This window comes from Candidatus Hodarchaeum mangrovi, from assembly GCF_975850365.1.
The window spans coordinates 1-23,560 of record NZ_CDLCQJ010000040.1; the positions used below are offsets into that span (position 1 = coordinate 1).

Genomic DNA, 23,560 nt, shown 5'->3' on the forward strand with positions numbered 1-23,560 from the left:
ATGTATTGATGGTAATAAATAATACATTTGAGAGGATGAGTAATGCCTAGAAAAGGAAAAGGAGTAAGACGAATAATTAAAGAAGAAAAACGTTATTATGAAAAAAAGAAGCAAAGTAGGAAGATGAATAAACTCGGTTTCCTGGAATATGAAGAATTAGACGACTATGATTTAGATATGGAATGAATATTGAATTTAGATTCTTCAATCATTATACAAATTCTATATAAAAAAAAAGGGGGGGGAGAGGAATTTTAATAAGAGATTTCTCTCTTATCAAAGAGATATAATGCACTGATTAAAAAAACGAATCCAACTGCGACGACAATAACCACTTCAACCAAAGGAAGCATTCCAGCTTCTAGAATCCCTGGAATTTTAAAGTGATTGAAAAGAGATAAGAATTGAAGGTCGGACAATCCAAGTAATCCTCCCATACTGTCTAAGAAATAGCTGCCTATAATGACTGCTCCAGCTGCTGCTAGAGATCGATTAGAATCAAGAAAAACTGTTACACAAAGTAATGCAATACTTCCTAATCCGAATAGTAATAACCAGTATCCGAACGCATAATTAATAATTAAAACTGCATCATAGGTTTCTCCTAATATTACAGCTGTACCAATCATTGAAGAAACCATGAATAGTGGAAATAAAAGGTTATAGGTTAGATAAACACCGAATTTTTCTAAAAGATACCTCCATCGGGGAATGGGATAGCTTAATACTATGTCTAAACTTTTCTCATCAGCTTCCGAACTTAAGAGTTTAACAGGAACAAAAATAGAAACAAATAAGCCAATTAAATTCATTGTACCTCCAGCATACATAAATAAGGCTGCTTGAAAATTCAATCCTAATCCTTCAAGACCCATATCTCCAATAATAGCTTTGTAGATTGGATTATCCATTTCTGCAAGTCTATCAAGAATTAAATCCTGCAATGAGGGCCAACTCATAGCAATTGTAATAACAAAACCAGCTACAAAGAGAGGGGGGATTAATCCCATAAGATAAGATTTTTTAAGATTTTTTAAGTATATGTGTACCATTAATCGTCACCTCTAAGCATAAAATTGAAGAAATATCTCTTCGAGTGTAGCATCTTCAAGTCGAAGCCGTTTTACTGGATATTGTGTCAGCAATTTTAATAAATCTTTCACATCTTCCTGAATCTTTAATGAAAAACTATTTCCATTTATTTGTTCAACTGAGATAACAGAATTTATTGCTTTAAATTCATCAATAGTTGGTAAATTATCACCATTTTCAAATTGTACAATACACTTCTGTAAAAATTTTGTTTTCAAATCCTCAACCTTCTCTACTAGGATCATTTTACCTTCTTTAATAATACCGACACGATCACAGACTTGTTGAACCTCCGCTAAATCGTGGGAACTCAAAAAAATCGTGATTTTTTCTTCACGACTTAATTTTTTGATGATTCTGTGAAAATTTGCCGTCATCAGAGGATCTAATCCTCCTGTAGGTTCATCTAAGATTAAAAGATCTGGTTTCGAAGCTAATGCTGCAATAAGACCAACTTGTCTACGATTACCAGTAGAAAGGTTTCTAATTTTCTTATGTAAATTTACACGAAAATTTTTCTTTAACTCAGCAAAAAATTCTTTGTTTACAGGCCGGAATTTACTGAAATATTCAATCAGTTCTTCACCAGTAAAATTCTTAAATAACGCCATATCACCAGGAACATATCCGAGTCTATTACGAATCTCGATCCGATCTTTTCGGTGATCAAGACCAAAGATTGTGACTTTTCCGCTTTTTATTTTCAGATAATCAAGTATAGCTCGCATTGTAGTAGTTTTTCCAGCTCCATTTGGCCCTAGAAATCCAAAAATTTCTCCCTTAACTACTGTGAAACTCACATCTTGCGCTCCAGTTACTTGATCACCTAATAACTTTCTACCTCCAAGCACTAACTCACGCCCATAGATTTTAGTGAGGTTAGAAACTTGAAGAATCGAATCCGTTGACATTTTTTCGTTTCTCCGATCAATTTCGGTTTTTGCGTAATTGTTGCAAACTATATGAAATTATTTTTATTAACTATAAAAACTTGTTGAAAATGACAAAAACTACAAAAAAATAAAAAAATACAAAAAGTTTTTAATATTACCTTTGCTCTTCAAATCAAAAGGGAACATCAAAATGGTTGAATTAGATCCATTCATTCAATTGAAAATAGATTATGTGCAGTTCATGATGCAGATTTATAAGCTAATGGCCTATGATGAAACCACAATTGGAATCTTATTTTCCTTAATGTTAGAAAATTATTTGACAGTAGATGAGTTGGAGACTTTAACAGGATTTACAAAACCAACAATAATTAAAGCTGTTACACGTATTTCAAATATATATGACGAAACTCCCATTCTTCAAACAAAGAAACCAATCTCAAGAAAGAAATACTATTACTGTCCTCTCTCTTTAGAATTATATCTTAAACAAAGTTTCCTATCTTTCACTGAAGCAACGGATATAAACCTCTCTGAATTTATTTCCCGAATAAAATCTTTGTCTCCTAAAACACCTGACATCATTCATATTGAGAGTGTATTATCGTATCTACAAACCGCAATTTTCTATTATAGATATATGATGAAAGCAGCAGGTGATTATCTAGACAAGTTATTGGATGACCCACAGATATCAATTGATTTCTTAGCAGTTTTAGATAATATTAAGCCTCCATTAATTGAGCCTGTTCTTATTAACAAAGATGAAACAATCCTTAATATTAAACAAGGTTTTATCCAGAAGATGGTAGAAACTGCTCAAGACCTCATTGTAGGAAATGAGGATTCTATTAAAGTTTTTCTAGCATTATTTCTAGAAGCTGAACCAGTAACTCAAGATAAAATCATAAAAGTTACTAAAGTGAATCGTACCCAAGTATCACAAACATTAACAATGATGGAAGAACTTAAAGTTCTCCAAGTAATAAGAAAAGAAGGAGATCGAAAAAAATATTATAAGAGTGCATCACGAATCGAAGATTACGGAACGGGGAAACTTAGTCGAGTTCAAGGATATTATAGCCAAATTCAAAGGATGATGGAACAAAAATTTATCCCTGATTTAGAAAAGATCAAACAATTAACTGAAAAAGACAAGAAAGAAGCAACTAGATTGCGAAAATTCTTTGAAAGTAATATTTATTATTATGGTATCTTTATTAAATTCTCAACCAATTTGCATGAATCTATTGGAAAAAAAATGAGAGAAATTATTGGAAATAATGGGAATGACAATCATTAGATGAGCATAATGTGATACCCTGTTTTGAACCATTCTTCTAAGGGGGGATGACCAAACATCCGTCCATCTAAGGGCAAACCTTGTCGTTTAGCGGACTCAAGAGCATTCATACTCTTAGCACAGACCTCGCATACAGCAAAAACTAGATTTTGACTTTTCAACCGCTCAAATTTTTCATATTGTTTTTCTTCAAACTCTAAAATCAGTTTACATGCTTCGCTTTCAAATATCAAACCCACATCATATCCTTTCTCGGCTAAATCAAACACATTCAATAAAATATGTGTAAAAATCCCTTTATTATTAGTAAATAATACAAACAGTTGCTTGTTCATTATCTCACCTTATTTAGTACCAGTTGTGAAATTTACTTTTTCAATTAGCATAGCTGGAGCAAATGTAGGAACATTTACTTCCCACCATTTGATTTGTCGATTTTTATTTTGAATCGCAATTATATTTTTCATTAGATTGGGGAAAGTATCTGAAATCCTGAGCTCACGTAATGGCTTTTTTATCTCTCCATTTTCAATTAAAAACATCCCATCCCTAGGTATTGTACTAAAAACACCCTCAGCCGCATTGGTTGTACGGGTGTACCAATTCGATGTCACATAAATAGTTGGTTCTTTACATTCTTGTACTAATTCCTCAAAGGAATACGTACCAGGAGAAATAACTACGTTACTATTTTGTGGATTCACTAACCCCGCATTTGAAGTCGTCGTGGTCCCCACCTTTTTTGCAGTTGTAGTATTGTGAATCAGATTTTTTAAAACACCATTTTCAAAAATTACTGTTTTTTGAGTTGGAGCTCCTTCATCATCAGCTTTACGACTCCTTAAACCATCTGGGATTGTTGCATCATCAAATGCAGTAAAATTATCGTTTGATAATTTTTCACCTATTTTATCACGTAGCCAAGATTGACCAATCTCGATTGAAAATGGATTTGCATTACGAACAGTTTGTGCAACTATATCAGCTACTACAGTTGGAGAAAATAGTGCATTATAAACTCCTGCTTGGGCAGGTTTTCCTCCAATCGCCATTTTAGCAATTTCCCCAGCAGTTTTTCCCGCCTGCTCTGTATTTAATGAATTCAACATTCTACCTACAGATAATCCTTGGCCAGATTCGGTTGGAGATACAAACGATCGAATTAAGAATTCAAATTTTGAGGTGATATCTTTCAATTCTACCCCATGATTTGAGAGAACATACCCTGACTCATAACCCCATTGAAGGACACCTGCGGAATGTTTTGCTCCCACCTCAATTGCTGCATTTAACCCACCTTCAACTTTATCAATAGCTATATCTGAAAAATCTTTCATTTTTGTATCACAGATACTTGGAACAGGATTATAAGAAAATGGGCCTTCAGCAATACCACCATGGTCTTGTTTAGGAGGTAATGCTTTACCAAACGCAATCAATTCATTCAATGCTTTATAAACTGCATCTAACGAAGAAACATCTGATAAAAAGGTAATCGCGATCTTTTTGTCCTTAACATAATAAACACTGAGCCCAAGATTAGCCCATCTTTTGCTAACAATTATATTATTTCTGGAGAAACGAAGTTGAAAATTCACTGCATCCCCACCATAGACCAAAAGATCTTCAGGATTTGTTTTTTCAAGAAAAACTAAAGTTTTTTCAACAATTGTATGAAGGGAATTATTTTCTCTTAAAGCCATTTTTTTCACCTAAAGTCTGATATTGCGAATACGAGTAGCTGTAGCTCCTCCATGCCAAACTGGAGCACCTTGCATCGGATCTCCTTTTCCGCAAGTGGCAGCATCAAATTCTAATTCTTTAGTAGCAGCATCAATTGCATTAAAAAGGTCGGGTGTAGTTGTTTCGAGGACAGGACGTCGAATCAACTGATTTGTGAGTTCTCCATCATTAATGAGATACGCCTCACGCCCTACATATTTACTCTGATATCTCAGATCATCTATATTCCATTCTGTGAAATTCTTCATATAGATCCCCAATTGAATACCTTCCAGGATCTCATCAAACTCATAATCTCCATTGGCAATATATGTATTTGCCATCCGTGGAATAGGTTCACGATTATAGCCTGATGACCTTGCAGCACCTGTTGAATGAGTTCCTAAATACCCAGCAGATTCTCTATTATGAAGCATTTCATTAAAGATTCCATTTTTTATTAAGTATCGAGGCCTTGCTGGGATACCTTCCGCATCATAAAGATACCAACCATATGAACCAGAAATCGTTGGATCATCAATAACAGTAACGTAATCAGAACCAATTCTCTCACCTAATTTTTCTACATTCAGATATGATTCTCCTGCTTGAGCTGCTTCACGACCTAAAATTCGATCAGCTTCAGATGGATGCCCACAGTTCTCGTGTGCTATTACTCCAGCTACATTAGGTCCCACAACAAAGTCAACAATTCCCTTTGGTGGTTCTATAGCAGAGGAAGCTACTTTAGACAGAACTTCAGCCTCATTCTTTAAAAAATTAATTAAATCCCATTTTTTAATCCATTCATATCCCCCTGTTGCTCCCTTTGAATAATATGCTTGCTCCATAGCACCTTTACTTTGATCAACTGCAGTTAACAAAGAAAAAAAGTTCATTCGTGCTTGATACGCTTCTATTTTAGCTCCATCAGAATTAACATAATAGCTAGTTAGTTCTCCATCTATCAAAAATACTATTCTAAATGGTATGGGTAGTGTAGATAGGTTTTTATCGATTTCAAAGAGTGTTGCCATTTTTTCTTCAGGACTTTTATCAGCTGGAGATTCCTTAACCTCTGCGGAATATTTCGCTTGATGTGCTTTTTCCTCTGAAAAAGTTATTGGATATTTTCTTAATCTTGCACTAGCCCGAGCTAATTTTATTGCTTCTTTTACCGCATCATCAATGGTTTTTCTCTCAAAACTATTGAATGATGCAAAACCCATTGCTCCATCGACAAGGACCCGGATCCCTGTACCAAATGATCTCCCAAATCCTCCTATTTCTGGAACACCATTTTTTAAAATAAATTGGTTATTCAGTGACTTCTCAAAACGAGCTTCAGCAAACGAAGCTCCCATTTGTTGTGCTAGATCAATAACATATTCAGTTGATTCTTTTCCATCCATTGATGAGTCTCCTAAACAAATACTGATTAAGTACTCATCCTTAGAGATGAAAATTAAAATTGTTTTGATACTGGTTCATTGAAAAAATCTATAATTGTAGGGATTCATTAGATAATAAATTCACTATAAAATCTGACTTATACCTTAGTCAGATTATTCAGAAAAAACAACTAATGCCAATTCCATCGCATATTCTTTAGTTCTTGAGGAGTTATCTTTGGTTCTATCCCATATTTCTTTTCAAGATAAGTCATTTTCTCTGGATATGACTTTAGAACGATTTTTTCTTTCTCAGATTGTTCTTGTGACATATATTTCATTAGAGTTAATTCTGATTTTAATATTTAGAAGAGAGAGATAATCGAAAATGAGGTATCATGAATTTTTAGAGAAATTATTCATAAAGTAAATCGCTAGTTTCATATAAAGAACGGAGTAATTCTCCAGTTGTTGTGTTATAGATATATGCGTAGACTTTGATTTCTAAAGGAACAAATAAAGGATGTCGAGAAATAGTTTTTGCAGTTTTCTGTACCTGCTTTCTAACATCTATAAACCCTCGGAAAGCAGCAGGAACATTAGGTGCATTTAAAAAGGGTAAAATCTCTTGAACCGTTCTTCCAGTTTTTTCGGATATTTTTGCTATTAAATTATTCATTTGTGTAGGATCCATACATCCTCCACATTGAGTATGGCCCACAACTATGATAATGCGTACATCTAACTCATAAATGGCAATGAGTAAAGATCGTAGGCTATCCTCGGTTAATAATGCCCCCGCATTGCGGATGATAATGACTTCTCCAGGTTCTTCCACTCCAAAAACAGAAGAGATAATACGACAGTCCATACAAGTTAAAATTGCAGTTTTTATCTTTGGTTTTCCTGTTAAATCTTTATAAGTAAAGAGATAATGCAATTTTTGCCATTTTTTCATACGTTCTTCTATATCTAACATATTTATCCATCACACAAGATTGTTATTCATTCAGTACAACGGAAGAATATAAAGAAGTATTTTTTTCTTTAACAAGCTTGTTTATATCTAAATCTACGGAATCATCCATTAAGAAAGTAAACTTTTGACGTTTGAAAAAAGTGCTAGCTTGACTCTAAATCAGGTTTTGCTATAAAACCTATCCGTGATTTTCCATTTGCGATAACCAGAAATGGTTTTGCTAATCGAATGTGACGTACAAAATGAAGGTCTTGAACAAGATATTCTGTTCTACTTAACCATTTCCAATCACATACATCCTCAGAACCATATTTGATATAAAAATATGGGATATTAGCTGTTGTAATGTTCTGGAAAAAGTGACTACCTTGTGAATGCTCAATTTGAAAATTTTCTAATCCTGTTTCAATTATTACCTTTGCTCCAGAGATGTTATACCATTTTACTGGAATTCCAAGATGTTTATCAAATGTCCCCCATCTTCCAAAACCAATAAGTATATAGGGGGTATTTGAATCTTTTAATTTTTGATTAACGTCATTTATCTCCTCAACTATCTGCAAAGTTTGCAGTTTATTGAAAGCTTCAGGTTTGATGAACACAATATCTTGAATATTCTTAATTATACGATTTCCTGACACCTGATTAGAGGTCACTACCAATTTATCCATAGGGAATTCTACAGATTCTTCAAGATCAAGATCAGATAATTCTGTATAGGGTCTAATCTGGAGTAAATAAAAGGTAGTTTTTTTTATTGCGTCTTTTCTGAAGTTTCCAGCAAACTCAATCTCTACAGAACAGCCCATAGCTGCTTCTCCTAGTTGTAGTACTTTTGTAATCAATTCTGCTAAAGGTACAGTTTTGTATTTTAATTGTCGACCAAAAGTGACAACTGGAGCCCCTGTACCCTGATAACCATCTCTCAAAATTGCATCATTATAATCATAGGTATCTGAAATATCTTCTAAAACCTCCGTTTCGGCATCAAATATGTTGGATTTTACTAAAAAGGAATTTTCTCCTTGGGAAAAATCAATGGTTTCTGCAGCTAAATCAATTGCGAAAAAATCCTTTTGAGAGTTATTTAATAGCTGTTCATGGGTGGAAAAGAAACTTAATTCTGGGTATTTTGGAGAAAATCGGATTGTTTGACCACCATCTACAATAATTTTTCCCAATCCTAATGCTAAAAATGCAATTCGATCAGTTGGCTTTAAATATGATATTGGATAATAATTATATGAACTTGCCACTCCTGAAAAGCTTGGATAAGATAGATTTCCTTTTCTAGCTCTTCCTACCACTTGTTGGATCACAACTGCCATTTTTGATTCTTCAATCGACTGTCCTGTGGATTCAGCATAACTTTTTGCTTGACGGAGGAATGAAGAAGCATATACAAGTTTAATTGCATCACAGAGGAGGTTAACACGAGTCTCCATGTTTTGAACTTTCGGATTATTTGGTAGAAAATATGTATTAAAAATCCCTGCATAAGGTTGATACGGAGAATCTTCTAACAAACTGGAGGATCTAACTGATAAAGGCCCAGTCAGGGTTTCTAAAATGAATCTTAAATCCTCTTTCAGGTCTGAACATTGAGTTCCCCCTAAAAATGCTTGTTTTATTTCATCATCAGGTGTATCTGATAAAGCAATCTCATAGAGATGCTCATTGTCTTCCATAAATCGATCGAACTCATCTGTACCAATTACAAAGGTTTTAGGGATACGAATGGAAACCTCCTCAGAAAGATCATCAGCTAATAAAAAACTATTCAAAAGAAATTGAAGAAAAGCAATTCCACGTCCTTTACCTCCAAGAGAGCCAGGACGGAGTCGTGTGAATCGTATATTAGGATAATGGCTTTCCCTTGTGAAATCATGAACAACTCCTTCAGTTTTTTCTGAAAGTATTGAATCGATAGCAACGAGTAAAAATTTACGTAAATCTTCAGGACTAAAAAATTCTGTTACTTTTCTTGGTTTTAATTTTTGTGCAATATCAAATTCAGCCCGATTCATTAACCATCCAGAAAAATGGTCATGTGAACCATGATAAATTAATGATTCTCCAGGAACTTTTTCTATTTGTTGGTATAACTCCATTAAATTCCTCGCATAACCAACCACTGTCCCGTCAGTTAAACGAAATTTAAAATCACCGAACCCAAGGAATTGTAACATGAAAGTACGAAGTCTTTTTAGCAGATGACGGGATCTTTTATGGATAAAGTAGATTCCAAGATGCTCAGCTAGAACCTTATTACTATCTTCATTTGATTGGAGAGCAATTGGAAGAGTTACATTGTCTTCTTTAATAGATTGGATGAATTTTAATCCAGCTTCGGGATCGATTTGACCCTCTCGTGAAAATCGAACATCTGAAATAATTCCGATTACAAAGTTCTTATAAGTTTGATAATAGTTCATAGCTTCTTCATAAGTTTCAGCTAGTAGAATCTTAGGCCGAGCACGCATCTGTAACAAGTTATGATAATCATTAATTACTTCTGATATTAATCTATGAGTTTGCCGCATAATTTCACTATAAATAAGTGGTAAAAATAAAGAATAATAACGAATGGAATCCTCAACAACAATTATAACTCGTATAAGCCCGATTTCTGTGTCATTTGCTACATTCATCTTATCTTCTAGATGTTTAATAATTGCAACAAAAACCTTGGAATCCCCATTCCAGACGAAAATACGGTCAACCCCTTCTCTTCGGGATTTCTCTGGCAAATAAGGAATATTTTCAGAGTTGGTGAGTAATAATATTACTGGGATGTTTTGAATCTGTTTAATTCTCTTCCCAAGGGTGAATGGATCAATATCTCCGCCAAGTCTTTTCATTGTAATAACAAGATCGACCTCTTGTGTTAAAAGAAAATCAAGTGCTGCTTTTGCAGAGGGTACACGTATAATATTGGGTAGAGTTCGTAGATTTAGAGAATGAAACTCCTCAAAAATTTGATCACTCAGTCTTCCATCTTCTTCTAAAATAAAATTATCATAATAACTTGAAACAAGGAGTACTTTATTAATTCGTTTTGTCATTAATTCATGGAAGACCTTATATTTCGGTTTATAATCAAGGTTCAGCTCTGGGAGAATAAAATCCTTTTCTTGAACATCTTGCATAGTTTTCAGCCTGATGGATTAGTATCTTGATCGTTTATGCATGATTTTACCTATATTATTTATTATTCTTGACTTAACAGCCAAAGAGTTAATTTTCTATCTAGCATAGATGATCTTTGCATTTCTCCCTAGCTTGATTTACATTCTTAAGAGTTCTTCTATTCCATTTTTTCTTAATAGAATCTGAGGATGAAACCAAACAATTAACATGCATACCACTTCCATAATACTCTTAAAGAACATCGAAAAAACACTAAACCCATGAAGTGGGAAAATACAGCATTAATTGTTGTTGATGTACAAATAGGACTTTTCCAACGAGAAACACCAATATTTAAGGAACATCAAATACTAGAAAACATCAACAGATTAGAAAATTATGCCCATTCGAACAATATGCCTGTTATTTACATTCAACATTCAAATAATAGTACATTAATAGAAGATTCAGATGAATGGCAACTCCATCCCCAATTACAGAAAGAAAATAATGATCTCCTTATTCATAAGCGCTATCCTAACACGTTTAAACAAACGAACTTTAATCAAGAATTAAAAACAAGAAAAATAAAGCAATTGATCATAGTAGGAACATTGACAGATAATTGTGTCAGTGCAACATGTGTTGGGGGAAAGGAGTTAGGATATGGAGTAATCTTAGTCACTGATGCTCACAGCACTTTTAGTAAACATACTCTAGAAATCATTGAAAAAATACATGTTAAATTAAAGAATCTGGGTATCATTCTAAAATCCACAGAAGAAATAATACATCCTAACTCAGATTGAAGAAGTGTCCAAACGTCTTTTAGCGGAAAACCTGCATTTTTCTCATCCCAATGAATCTGTTAACTAATTAATTCTCCATAAAATTGTAATCTAAGACAAATACATTAGTTTGTTCTATTTAGAAAGAATTGTATTCTAAAACGATATTCCCACTACTTATAAAGTAAAATATAATTTCTTTGGCCTATTTTTTTAAAAATTAAAGTTATATAAGATGAGATTTCTATTTCGTAATTTATTACATATGAAACGTAGTGGTTAAATAATTAGGAAAAAATAAACTGAACACAATAGATCTATGATCTATTAAATTCTTAAGTCATAATTTAACATAAGAATTTACGAATTTCGATAAAGAACATCAGATATAAGGAAAGGTCACAGAAATGTCCTATGTTGATCAAGTTTATGATTGGGTTGTAGAAAAAAACCCTTATGAAAAGGAATTTCACCAAGCAGTTAAAGAAGTGCTCGAAAGCTTAACACCAGCAATAGATCGTCATCCTGAATTTAAAAAACAAAAATTACTAGAAAGATTAGTCGAACCTGAACGAATTATAATATTTCGGGTTCCCTGGATGGATGATAGTGGTGAAATTCATGTCAATAAAGGCTATAGGGTTCAATTCAATAGTGCAATTGGACCATACAAAGGAGGAATTCGCTTCCATCCTAGTGTTTACTTGGGGATCATTAAATTCTTAGGATTTGAACAGATCTTTAAGAATTCTCTCACCGGTTTACCAATGGGAGGTGGAAAGGGAGGCTCTGATTTTGATCCAAAAGGAAAATCCGATAATGAAGTGATGAGATTTTGCCAGATTTTCATGCAAGAACTCTTTCGTCATATTGGGCAATTTACAGATGTTCCAGCAGGTGATATTGGTGTTGGTGGTCGTGAAATCGGTTACATGTATGGTCAATATCGAAAAATACGAAATAACTTTACTGGAGTCTTAACTGGTAAAGGTATCGAATGGGGTGGCTCTTTAGTTCGCCCAGAGGCTACAGGATATGGTTCCACTTATTTTGCCAAAGAGATGCTAAAAGTTCGGAATCACGATATCAAAGGAAAGGTTGTTACTATCTCTGGATCAGGAAATGTTGCCCAATATACAGCTGAAAAAGTCATTGATCTTGGAGGAAAGGTTGTTACACTTTCAGATAGCAATGGTTTCATTTATGATCCCAATGGTATAACAGCAGAAAAACTGGATTATGTGATGGAACTTAAAAATGTTCGAAGGGGTAGAATAAAAGAATATGCAGAAAAATATAACGTGGATTACTATCCTGATAAACGACCTTGGGAAATTAAATGTGATGTCGCTTTTCCCTCTGCGACACAAAATGAAATTAATAAACATGATGCTAAAACGTTAGTAGACAATGGATGTATTGCAGTGTGCGAAGGTGCAAACATGCCAAGTACACCCGATGCTATTGAGATTTTCCTTGAAAATAATATCGCATTTGGCCCCGGAAAGGCGTCCAACGCTGGTGGTGTAGCAACTTCGGGCTTAGAAATGTCTCAAAATAGTCTTAGGCTTTCATGGACTCGTGAGGAAGTAGATAAGCGATTACATGAAATTATGGTCAATATCCACCAAACTGCGTTCCAAACTGCCGCAAAATATGGTTCATCAGGGAATTATGTCGTTGGTGCTAACATAGCAGGATTTCTGAAAGTCGCGCGAGCAATGCTTGCCCAAGGACTCCTCTAACTATATTTTTTTCCTCCTTTTCTTTTTATTATTTGAAATAGAGAAATTAATCCTAGTCTATCCAAACTCTTATTAGAAAATCCTTTATTTTCTTTCAAATGTAGGATGAGTTTAATTTATTAATTAAATAGGAAAGATTCTCCTAAAATTCCTAGAATAATTAGGATAGATTGAAAATGGATGAAGAAACAAATTTCAAGGTCCGAGATTTATCCCTTGCTGAAAAAGGATGGAAAGATATTCGTTGGGCCGAAGCTCATATGCCAGTATTAATGAAGCTGCGTAAAAAATTTGAGCAATCCAAACCACTAAAAGGAGAAAAGATTAGTGGATCACTTCATGTATCTGCAAAAACAGCTGTATTGATTGAAACATTGGTTGCTGCAGGAGCCGAAGTATCTTGGAGTGGATGTAACCCTCTGAGTACAAAAGATTATATTGCAGCAGCACTTGCGAAAGAAGGTATATCAATATATGCATGGTATGGTTTAACCCCAGAGGAATATTACTGGGCTATTGATAAAACATTAGAAATCCATCCCACTTTAACTCTAGACGATGGAGCAGATTTAACGTTTAGAATACATAGTAAATACCCTGAAATCGCACAAAATATCAAGGGAGGTACAGAGGAAACCACAACAGGTGTCTATCGAATTATGGCTATGGCTCAGGACAATAAACTTTTATATCCAATTCTGGCTGTAAACAATGCAGAAACCAAACACGATTTTGGTAATGTTTATGGGACTGGTCAATCAGCATTAGATGGAATATTAAGAGCAACTGCTGTATTAATTGCAGGAAAAAATTTTGTTGTAGCAGGATTTGGAAGGTGTGGTAGAGGGCTTGCTATGCGAGCTAGGGGACTAGGGGCACATGTAGTTGTAACAGAAGTAGATGCAATTCAAGCATTAAAAGCGGTAATGGAAGGTTTCCGAGTAATGCCCATGGACGAAGCATCCAAAATTGGGGATATTTTTGTAACCACAACCGGAGTAAAAGATATCATTGTCGATCAACATTTTGATAACATGAAAGATGGTGCAATTCTTGCCAATGCAGGACATTATGATTGTGAAATAAGAATTCCTGATTTGAAAGAGAGATCAATCAAAGTTACTACTATTCGACATGCAACAGAAGAGTACGCACTAAAAAATGGGAAAAAAATTTATCTCTTAGCCCAAGGACGGTTAGTTAACCTTGCTGCTGGAGAAGGTCATCCTCATGAAGTAATGGACATGTCTTTTGCTAATCAAGTGTTATCGTTGATACATATAGCTCAAAATCATCAATCTATGGCCATTAAAGTTCATAATATCAATAGAGAACAAGATATAATGATTGCGTCTTTGAAACTTGAAGCGATGGGTATTTCAATTGATAAATTGACCCCTAATCAACTTGAATATCGTCATTCATATTCTGAAGGTACTAAATAGATCCACTTTCCTGGTGGTACTTAATCATGAAGGTAGATGTCGCTATCATTAATGGAACCATTGTAACAATGGATTCCAATTATACTATAGTTCCCAAAGGATTTGTTTTAATAAGAGATAAAAAGATTTATAGTATTGGTCCCATGGAAGAATTTCCCACGAATGATTATTCAGAGATTATTGATGTGGATAATCATCTAATTATGCCTGGATTCATCAATACACACACTCATCTACCAATGGTATTATTAAGGGGTTTAGGAGAAAATCTAGCTCTTCATGATTGGCTTACTTTAATTTGGAAGTATGAAGCAAAGTTAACTACAGAGGATTTTTATCTTGGAACTATTATTGCTGGATTAGAATCAATCCGATCAGGTGTGACTTGTGTTCATGATATGTATCTTGATGAATTCCCCATAGGAAAGGCTTGTGAGGATTTAGGATTAAGAGCAGTCCTTTCCTATGGGATGATAGATTTGTTTGCTGATAATCAGATAGAAAAACGTGAATCTGAGCTAAATATTACAAAACAATTACTTAAAAAATGGCCAGCAGAAAATGATCTGATTACAATAACTATTGGACCTCATGCTCCTTTTACCAATTCTCCTGAAATTTTACTCGAATCAAACAAATTGGCACGAAAATATAATGTTCCAATTCATATCCATATTGCAGAAACTAAAAAAGAAAAGAAGGATTTTGAAGCAAAACATGGAAAAACTTCAGTACAATATCTAGAAGATCTAGGCTTTTTTGAAGGTGTAAATGTCATTGCAGCACATTGTGTTTGGGTTACAGACAATGATCTTGCTATTTTCAAGAAAAGGAATGTCAAAGTAGCTCACAATCCAGCTAGTAATATGAAAATTGGTTCAGGAATAGCACCTATCCCCAAAATGTTAGAAGCAGGTATTCCTGTAGGTCTAGGTACTGATGGAGCAGCAAGTAACGATAACTTAAGTATGTTGAATGATCTACGATTAGTTCCATACATTCAAAAAGGTATGCACTTAGATCCAACATTGATTAGTTCAAAAGAAGTTGTTTCCATGGCAACTATTGATGGAGCTAGAGTTCTAGGAATGGAAGACAGAATTGGTTCATTAGAACCAAATAAATTAGCTGATATGATTGTTTTTGATTTAAATGATGTCAATATCACCCCATCATCAAACCCTTATTCATTAATCGTTTACTCCTTAAAAGAATACAATCTTAGACATGTTTTAATAAATGGGAAATTTGTATACAAAGACAAGAAATTCATAGATCCTAAAAAAGTTAAACGTGATATTTCCTCATTTAAAAAACTAGTTGACAATTTAAACAAGCGTGTCAAAAGAAACGGATAAAAATTCACTCTCAAATTTCTAGCATGGACCTTTTAGGAGATTTTGGGGAAACCATAATTGGAATTCATTACCTCGGTTTAAATAAGGAAAAATCTTTAATTGTCCATGGTAATGTTGCATAATTACTGAAGCTAAAGTAATTCCTATATAATGTCCATGATATTCCCATTTATCACTGATTTTTGCTGATAGGCGCTCACACACTTCTTTAGGAATTGGATTAGAAACTTCATCTTTTATTAGAACACAAAATTCATCAGAGAAACAAGCACCATCAATATTAATTGGAATATTCTCGGTACCCTTTAGGTCACCTGGATCAATGATAAAAAGGAATATTTCATGAAATACTTCTTCTATAAAATTATCTAAGATAATTTCAAATTGAAGATTATCTCTATTCAGAACGAAGGGCCGCTGATAGCTTTGAAAATTCAAAGTAACTAAATTAATCACTTCGTGGATTTTCATCTTATCTTCAACAATTTCAGGTAGAAAGGGTGTTTGAAGAACTTCAAATATTCTATTTACAATATCAATTGTTCTAGAGGATTTTGTAGCAATATTAATTATATTCTTTACTTCTTTTTGGTTTAACTTATCACTAGATTCATATTGTAATAATAAATAATCAAGGTTGTTTACGATTTTTTGTAAATCGTTTCGTACAAAGTGACTAAGCATTGCATGATAGTGTTCCTCTTCAAGCTTTACTTGTTTGAGTAAAATGTCTGCTTTTTTCCTTTCAGTTATATTTTCTATTATCCCATCATGCCATTTACCTGATGAAGAGACACGAGCAGATATAGAAGCCCAAAAAATAGTTCCATTCTTTCTTCTCATCAATACTTCTTGAATTGAGATTTTACTATTCCTATATAATTCAGTAACAAATTTCTCTCTATCAGTGGTTACAGCATATAACTGCGACAAATCTTGAATAGCTTGGATCTCTTCTATAGAGTCATATCCAAACATTTCAACGAATGCAGGATTGCACTGTAAAATCTTTCCATCAGTACTAATACGAAATATTCCTGAATTAATATTATCAACTAGAGTTCTATATTTCTTTTCACTCTCCAATAAAAGTTCTTCCGATCTTTTACGTTGAGTAATATCCCGTGTAATCGCAATAAAGGAAGTAGGTTTTTCCAATTCATCGGTAATAGTTGAAACAATAAGTTCTGCTGGAAATGTGGAGCCATCATGCCTTAAAAGGTTATATTCAAAAATTAATTTTGTTGATGAATCCAAGGTTTTTTGGGCATTCTCAATAGCACGCAAACGTTCTTCTGGAACAATTAAATCAAGTGCATTAGTCCCTAAAAGGACATCAGCCGATTCTACCCCATGAAGTTCTAGTGCTGCCTGATTCAATGTTATAATATTAAAATTCAAATCGGTTAATGTTATACCCTCAGGATTAAATTCAATAAGCTTTCGATAATCCTCCTGTGCTGTTTTTTCGGATGTTATATCAGAAAGTAAGCCAAATGAACCAATCAATTCATTCTCAGGATTGTATAATGCAGTTCCAGCCACACGAGTAATAACTTGCGTCCCATCTTTTCTTAGAAAAGTCAATTCATAAGTAGATGAAGGAATGCCATTCACATAGCGTTCTTTAACTTTTTTATCAAAAAATTCTTTAGATAAGGGACTCAAGAACTCCTCAACATGTCTTTCTCTCATTTCCTCTAATGTCCATCCAAGAAGTTTTTCCAAAGCAGGATTAACATATAACGTTTTATTTTCTAAATCAGTTACCCAGACCCCTTCAAGTGCGGTGGTGATTAAAGTTCGATAGCGAGCTTCACTTTCTTTCAGCTCTTTTAAAACCTCTTTCATTTTTGTAATATCATAGACAATAACTAAGTCAGCAGGCTCATTTAAATAATTAATTAATCCTGCACTAATCTCAACTTCAACAGCTTTTCCATTTGAGGTTATTAATGTTGTTTCATAAGTAGTAGGAATGTTTTCGCCTTTCATACGACTTTCATAACGCTTAACAACTTCTAGAAGGGCCTTGGGATGAATAAAATTCGTAAATGGTTGATCTAATACCTCTTCGATTGTTAAACCTGCTAATTGAGCAAGAGCTTGATTTACTAGTTTGATTCTACCATCTTGAACAATAGTAATCCCGATCTTAGCTCTTTCGACTAAAATCCGATATTTTTCTTCTGATTCTTTTAAACGAGTCTCTGCCTCCCTTTGTTCTTGTACACTTCTTACAAATCCTAATAAACCTTTGATTTGACCACCAAGAATTAATGGGGAACCTTTAACCTCATATAGTCTATAGGATTCATCCTTTGATTGTATTCGTATTTCTAAAGTTTCAGTTTGATTACCTTGAATGATCTCCTGAAATCCATTTAAAGCTTTATTTATGTCTTCAGGATGAATTCTTTCGTCAAATTTGGACCCTATCCATGAATTTACTGGCCAACCAGTTAATTTTTCAATAGCTGGATTAACAAAAGTAATAATTCCTTTTAAATCAGTAGTAAAAAGAATATTTCGAGATGCATGAACTAAACTTCTATATAGTTCCTCAGACTCCTTCCTGTGCATTAAACCCCTCCGAATAGCGTCTTTAATGTCTTTAGGTATATCCTCTCTGGTCATCAATGATTCTAGTTCCATAGGGATGAACAATCCAATAAGTTCTGATGATATTTACTTGATGTTAATACTGAGCTAGTACGATATTAAGGTATTTGTACATAAATATAATTAGTTAAATTATAAATTAAAATTCAAATTGAGTCGGAAAGTAGAACAATCGAGTATAATAATAGATGAACACAAATAAAATAATCAAATTCCTTTAAAATATGAACTTTTCATTAACTACTAACCCTAATTTTTCAATTGTTTTGTTAATTTTAATCTGAATCTCACTAGTTAAGATATGAATTATTTTAAAGAAAGTAAAAGAGAAAAAATGGAAGTTATAAAACATACTCTCAGTTTACCGGAAATAATATGTAATAACAATTATTATCTCTACTTTGCTAATCTAATAATAAATCTAAAAGAAATTTTAGATCCATTCTTAATACAAGCTTTTGGATCATTCACATCTGGTAGAAGGACTATAGGTTATATTATACTCGAAATATTTTAAAAAAAGATTTAAGGAGAATAAAAAAGGTGAATAAAGCACTTGTTCTAGGAGGATGCGGAGCCGTAGGGAGTATAGCCGTGAAAACATTATCAAACTTTTCTGACTTCTCAATAGTAACAATTGGAGATATTAACGAAACTGAAGGTACAAAATTAGTCTATTCTGATACAACAGGAAAATTAAGGTTTCAGAAGGTAGATGCTAACTCTATAGATAGTCTTGAACAGTCAATAAATACACATGATATAGTTATAAATTGTATAGGACCTTTTTATAAATTTGGTCCCATAATTCTCAAAGCAGCTATTAATTCAAGAAAAAAGTACATTGACATTAATGACGATGTTGATGCTACACGAGAAGTATTAAAATTAAATAAAACAGCAAAAGAAGGCCAAATAACAGCAATTATCGGCATGGGAAGTTCTCCAGGTGTTACAAATCTTCTTGCTAAATTTGCTGAACAACTCCTTGACTCCATAATAGCAATCGACATATACCATGCTCATGGTGGAGAGCCTAAAGAAGGACCAGGGGTAGTTTTCCACCGTATACATGCAATGACAATTAAAATTCCAATTTACATTAATGGTGAATTTAAAACCGTTTCTTTTTTTAGTGATGAAGGAAAGGCATTAGAAGAAATAATAGACTTTGGAAAAATTGGAAAACATCGTGTCCATGCCTATCCTCATCCTGAGACAATAACATTACCTAATTACATCAAAGGGGTGAAACGAGTGACTAATAAAGGAACAGTTTTACCTCCAGAATATTTTTATCTAACAACAGATCTTGTCCGACTTGGCTTAACCAAAGAACAACCATTAAATATAAAGGGAACTGAAATTTCTCCTCTGGATTTTGTCATTGCATACCTTATTAATGAACGAGACAAAATCTTAAGAAAAATAAATTTTGGACAACAACGAGGATGTGTAAAAATTTTTGTGGAAGGAATGAAAGAAAATAAACCACATAAAATAATTTTTACCCTTATTTCTGAGTCTCAAGCTATGGGAGAAGGTACAGGGATGCCTGTGGCTTTTGGAGCGATAATGCTTCAAAGAAAATTAATCACGGAATATGGAGTACTACCCCCTGAAGCTGTTGTCAATCCAATTGAATTTTTGAATATCATGCAAGAATACTTAGAACTTGATTCTGCAACTGGGGGATTATCACCTCTTAAGATTGAATCAATAGATTCAGGAGGAAAAATAGAGATTTTAAGATTGTAACTCTACCAAAATTTTAATTAAAAGTGAATTTGTATGAACAATTCTCAGAAATATATCTTATCTTTTGATCATGGAACTTCTGGAATTAAAGCTGCCATAGTTTCCACTTATGGAAAGGTAATTGATTTCGAATATGAACATACACCAGTCTATTTCATTGGAAAAGGAGGAGCAGAACAAAATCCTGATACTTGGTGGAATGCTATCCTTAAATCTGCAAAACGGTTACTGGATAAAGATTTAGTACCAATCGAGAACATTGTGGCTATATCAAACTCTTCGCAGTGGTCAGGGACAATCCCAGTCGATGAAGATGGTAATCATCTTTCAAATGCCATAATTTGGATGGATTCCAGAGGGGCTCAATATTTAAGGAATATCGTTTTTACTGGATTTCCAAAAATATCTGGATATCCATTGAAAGATATTATTCGATTTATCTATAAAAATGGAGGAGCTCCAGGTTTATCAGGGAAGGATCCAATAGCTCATATATTATTTTTGAAGTATGAAATGCCAGAGATCTATAATAAGACATTTAAATTTCTTGAGTGTATAGATTATTTAAATTATAAATTTACAGGAATATTCGCCGCATCGACAACCTCAATAACTTTACATTGGATTACTAACACACGCAACATTAACAAAATATTCTATGACCAAGGTTTATTGAATCGATTTAAAGTAGATAAAAACAAGTTTCCAGTTTTAAAATTACCAACTGAAATACTGGGAACATTAAGACCAGAAATTGCAGATGAATTAGGGCTCTTGAAAAACGTTAAGGTTGCAATGGGTGCACCAGACCTCCAATCTGCAGTTATTGGATCAGGAGCTGTAAATGATTACCAGGGACATATTTACATAGGAACTAGTTCTTGGGTAATATGTCACGTACCATTTAAAAAAACAGACATATTTCATAACATTGCATCAATCCCATCTGCAATTCCAAGAAAATATTTTGTTGTTAATGAACAGGAAACTGCAGGAGCATGTTTAACATTTCTACGGGATAATATATTTTATCCTGACAATAACAAATACTTTGGTAATCCTAAAGCTTATCAAATATTTGATGAATTAGCATCAAAGGCTCCTACTGGATGTAGAGGATTAATTTTCACACCATGGTTGTATGGAGAACGAACTCCAGTAGAAGACCATAATGTACGAGGTACTCTATTCAATTTATCCTTAACAACTAAGAAAGAAGAAATTATAAGGGCAGCTTTGGAAGGAGTGGCTTTTAATACTCGCTGGGTTCTGAAATATGTGGAAAAATTCATCAAAAAACCAATGAACACCTTAAATATAATAGGAGGAGGAGCACAATCTGAAATCTGGTGTCAAATATATGCAGATATTTTAAATAGAACAATAAAACAAGTGGAAAATCCTATACAAGCTAATGCACGTGGAACCGCTTTAATAGCTTCAGTTGCTTTAGGGTATATCAAGTTTACTGATATCCCAAAATTAACACGGTTTTCAGGAGTTTTTGAACCTATATCAGAAAATGTCACTACTTATAATAGAATCTTCAAGGAGTTTATTGATATCTATAAGAGGAATCAAAAAGCATTCAAACGTTTGAATGCTTAGAAGATAACTAAAATCCTAGGATACCTCTTAAAAAAATAACGAAAACAAAAATTTGGGCAACAGTTATCGTGAAACCCTCATAAATATCTAACTTTTGGTCATCAGTCATTGATGATTTAATCATGAATAAAAGCAACCAAGCAAAACCAAATTGAACTAAAAGAAAAGGTATAGGTATTTCCCCTTCTACATAATGTATGAGTGGAATCCCACTCAAGCTATTTCCAGCAATCCCAATAACAGCACCTAGAAAAGAAAAAAGGGAAACTAATCCTGTTATCAATAGTAAATTCTGCATACTCCCTGCAATTAAATTTCCAAGTCCAAGTTCGATACCACCCTCATGTTTTACTGCTAATAGAGCAATAGCATGTTCGGGTATGGAAGCAGCAGCACCGATGAAAAAGGCAAGTTGAAATTCATTTAATATAATACCAATGTCATAAGATTGTTCTAAGAATAATTCCACAGATGATGAAATCATTTCACCTGCAAAGAATATCATTCCAAACGCTAATACTAATATAAAAATAAGGAAGGAACGGTTACCTAGCTCATGTTCATCTAGTGCAGCTTTAGAAAGGGGAAGACGATTCTTAAGATTGTGACGTATTATAAAGAAGATATAAAACAGATATACGATAACCATAATCAAATTAGCCTCATAAGGAAGAAATGGAACAGTTTGCTGAGCATTAGTTGCTATCTCAAAGATCTCGATACAAAACAATACAATACCATAGACAAATATTGAACCGACAATTACAATAGCTACCCTTACAATAGGAACCTCGATCTCTACTACTTCTTGAGGAATTGCAATTGGTTTTTTATGATTAAAATTCCCTATTATAATTAAAATTCCAAGCATTAATATGTTAAAACCAGTGGCTATTATTATAAATGCTATAGCAAATTCTACCTGTCCATTTAAGATGGCAAAAAATCCAATAACGAGTTCTGGAGAATTACTTGCGAGGGAAGAGAGTACTCCAGAAACATATGGTGTAAATCCTAGTTTTTTACCTAAAATGTCTACTCCCTCTACTGCTTTTTCCGAAGCAAGAATAGCTATAATTAATCCCACGATCATAAACAGAATAAGAAATATTGCAGATAAAAATTCTTTAGATAACCAAAAGATAGCTATAAGAAGTGCAAACAATGAAAAAATAATTCGATCGAACTTTCTAAATTTCATTTGAGCTCTCAGACCAACCTAAGGAGTGTATTTCTACTTAAAATGGTAAAATTTTCCATAATCTAAAAATTTACGGATTGGTAATTTTAGTCCTTTTCTAAAATTTACCATTTAATGACGGAAAAAGGAGTTTAATTATATATATAATAATTAATTTGAATTAAAATTATCACTAAAGAGAATTATTAATAATTTCTTAGTTAATATCATCAATTTTTTAGTAGATGTTCTATTTTCATTCATAAATTGAAAAAAGAATAAAAATATTTATCTAGATAAAATTTATATCAATCTTTTAATTATAGAAATAGTACTAGGGTAATCTGGTCCATTTTAATCATGACTTTCTTCGCTCAGAAACTTATTTTTTTAAAATTAATAAATAGTAAATTGAACGTTAATATTAAAGATCTACTTATTTTATACCCCAAAAACTCTTTTCAGTTTGTGTAAAATTGTGACCAAAGCCAATATTGAGAATATAAATGTGTTATTAAATTCTGGAAAGTTTGAACTAGCTTTGAAA

General features: G+C 33.3%; 18 protein-coding genes. 8 read left to right on the forward strand and 10 right to left on the reverse strand.

Annotated elements, in window-relative coordinates:
* Nucleotides 1-42 precede the first annotated feature (42 nt).
* Nucleotides 43-186, forward strand: a complete 144-nt coding sequence (locus ACWVCY_RS04545) for a hypothetical protein (RefSeq protein WP_455140636.1) — start codon at nt 43-45, stop codon at nt 184-186.
* A gap of 68 nt (nt 187-254) precedes the next feature.
* Here ACWVCY_RS04545 and ACWVCY_RS04550 read toward each other — a convergent pair whose 3' ends face one another.
* Both ACWVCY_RS04550 and ACWVCY_RS04555 read right to left on the reverse strand, forming a co-directional pair.
* Nucleotides 255-1,052: an ABC transporter permease gene (locus ACWVCY_RS04550; protein ID WP_455140638.1), complete on the reverse strand. Its 798-nt coding sequence runs from the start codon at nt 1,050-1,052 to the stop codon at nt 255-257.
* 12 nt (nt 1,053-1,064) lie between these two features.
* Complete coding sequence (locus tag ACWVCY_RS04555; protein ID WP_455140639.1) at nt 1,065-2,003, reverse strand: ATP-binding cassette domain-containing protein; 939 nt, start codon at nt 2,001-2,003, stop codon at nt 1,065-1,067.
* 172 nt (nt 2,004-2,175) lie between these two features.
* On the opposite strand from ACWVCY_RS04555, the gene ACWVCY_RS04560 reads away from it, so the two are divergent.
* A complete protein-coding gene (locus tag ACWVCY_RS04560; protein ID WP_455140641.1) occupies nt 2,176-3,288 on the forward strand; it encodes a hypothetical protein in 1,113 nt (370 codons plus the stop codon).
* Here the strand turns inward: ACWVCY_RS04560 and ACWVCY_RS04565 are convergent.
* The 6 genes from ACWVCY_RS04565 to ACWVCY_RS04590 form a co-directional block, all read right to left on the reverse strand.
* Entirely contained in the window at nt 3,285-3,623 is a 339-nt protein-coding gene (locus ACWVCY_RS04565; protein ID WP_455140642.1) for a hypothetical protein, read from the reverse strand. The two genes, ACWVCY_RS04560 and ACWVCY_RS04565, sit on opposite strands and share 4 nt — an antisense overlap.
* A gap of 9 nt (nt 3,624-3,632) precedes the next feature.
* A complete protein-coding gene (locus ACWVCY_RS04570) occupies nt 3,633-4,991 on the reverse strand; it encodes a TldD/PmbA family protein (protein ID WP_455140644.1) in 1,359 nt (452 codons plus the stop codon).
* Between the two features lie 9 nt (nt 4,992-5,000).
* The gene (locus ACWVCY_RS04575) at nt 5,001-6,422 is read right to left on the reverse strand and encodes a TldD/PmbA family protein (RefSeq protein ID WP_455140646.1); all 1,422 of its coding nucleotides are present in this window, start codon (nt 6,420-6,422) and stop codon (nt 5,001-5,003) included.
* Nucleotides 6,423-6,592: 170 nt separating this feature from the next.
* A complete protein-coding gene (locus ACWVCY_RS04580; RefSeq protein WP_455140647.1) occupies nt 6,593-6,733 on the reverse strand; it encodes a hypothetical protein in 141 nt (46 codons plus the stop codon).
* 83 nt (nt 6,734-6,816) lie between these two features.
* Nucleotides 6,817-7,380, reverse strand: a complete 564-nt coding sequence (locus tag ACWVCY_RS04585; RefSeq protein WP_455140649.1) for a beta-class carbonic anhydrase — start codon at nt 7,378-7,380, stop codon at nt 6,817-6,819.
* Nucleotides 7,381-7,523: 143 nt separating this feature from the next.
* Nucleotides 7,524-10,529: a PEP/pyruvate-binding domain-containing protein gene (locus ACWVCY_RS04590; RefSeq protein WP_455140651.1), complete on the reverse strand. Its 3,006-nt coding sequence runs from the start codon at nt 10,527-10,529 to the stop codon at nt 7,524-7,526.
* A 261-nt stretch (nt 10,530-10,790) separates the two neighbouring features.
* On the opposite strand from ACWVCY_RS04590, the gene ACWVCY_RS04595 reads away from it, so the two are divergent.
* The 4 genes from ACWVCY_RS04595 (at nt 10,791) to ACWVCY_RS04610 (ending at nt 15,845) form a co-directional block, all read left to right on the forward strand.
* The gene (locus tag ACWVCY_RS04595; protein WP_455140652.1) at nt 10,791-11,318 is read left to right on the forward strand and encodes a cysteine hydrolase family protein; all 528 of its coding nucleotides are present in this window, start codon (nt 10,791-10,793) and stop codon (nt 11,316-11,318) included.
* A gap of 386 nt (nt 11,319-11,704) precedes the next feature.
* Nucleotides 11,705-13,042 (forward strand): NADP-specific glutamate dehydrogenase, encoded by a 1,338-nt coding sequence (gdhA, locus tag ACWVCY_RS04600; RefSeq protein ID WP_455140654.1) that lies wholly within the window; start codon nt 11,705-11,707, stop codon nt 13,040-13,042.
* A 176-nt stretch (nt 13,043-13,218) separates the two neighbouring features.
* Nucleotides 13,219-14,487, forward strand: a complete 1,269-nt coding sequence (locus ACWVCY_RS04605) for an adenosylhomocysteinase (RefSeq protein WP_455140656.1) — start codon at nt 13,219-13,221, stop codon at nt 14,485-14,487.
* Nucleotides 14,488-14,513: 26 nt separating this feature from the next.
* Nucleotides 14,514-15,845 carry an amidohydrolase gene (locus ACWVCY_RS04610; RefSeq protein ID WP_455140658.1) on the forward strand — a complete coding sequence of 444 codons (1,332 nt, stop codon included), beginning with the start codon at nt 14,514-14,516 and terminating at the stop codon, nt 15,843-15,845.
* An 18-nt stretch (nt 15,846-15,863) separates the two neighbouring features.
* Here the strand turns inward: ACWVCY_RS04610 and ACWVCY_RS04615 are convergent, their stop codons facing one another.
* A complete protein-coding gene (locus tag ACWVCY_RS04615) occupies nt 15,864-18,500 on the reverse strand; it encodes a PAS domain S-box protein (RefSeq protein ID WP_455140660.1) in 2,637 nt (878 codons plus the stop codon).
* A gap of 510 nt (nt 18,501-19,010) precedes the next feature.
* Between ACWVCY_RS04615 and ACWVCY_RS04620 the strand changes: the two genes are divergently transcribed.
* Together ACWVCY_RS04620 and ACWVCY_RS04625 are read left to right on the forward strand one after the other, a co-directional pair.
* Complete coding sequence (locus ACWVCY_RS04620) at nt 19,011-20,225, forward strand: saccharopine dehydrogenase family protein (RefSeq protein WP_455140662.1); 1,215 nt, start codon at nt 19,011-19,013, stop codon at nt 20,223-20,225.
* A 33-nt stretch (nt 20,226-20,258) separates the two neighbouring features.
* On the forward strand, nt 20,259-21,833 hold the full coding sequence (locus tag ACWVCY_RS04625; protein ID WP_455140664.1) for a xylulokinase: 1,575 nt from the start codon (nt 20,259-20,261) through the stop codon (nt 21,831-21,833).
* Between the two features lie 7 nt (nt 21,834-21,840).
* Here ACWVCY_RS04625 and ACWVCY_RS04630 read toward each other — a convergent pair whose 3' ends face one another.
* The gene (locus tag ACWVCY_RS04630; protein ID WP_455140666.1) at nt 21,841-23,034 is read right to left on the reverse strand and encodes a hypothetical protein; all 1,194 of its coding nucleotides are present in this window, start codon (nt 23,032-23,034) and stop codon (nt 21,841-21,843) included.
* Between the last annotated feature and the right edge of the window lie 526 nt (nt 23,035-23,560).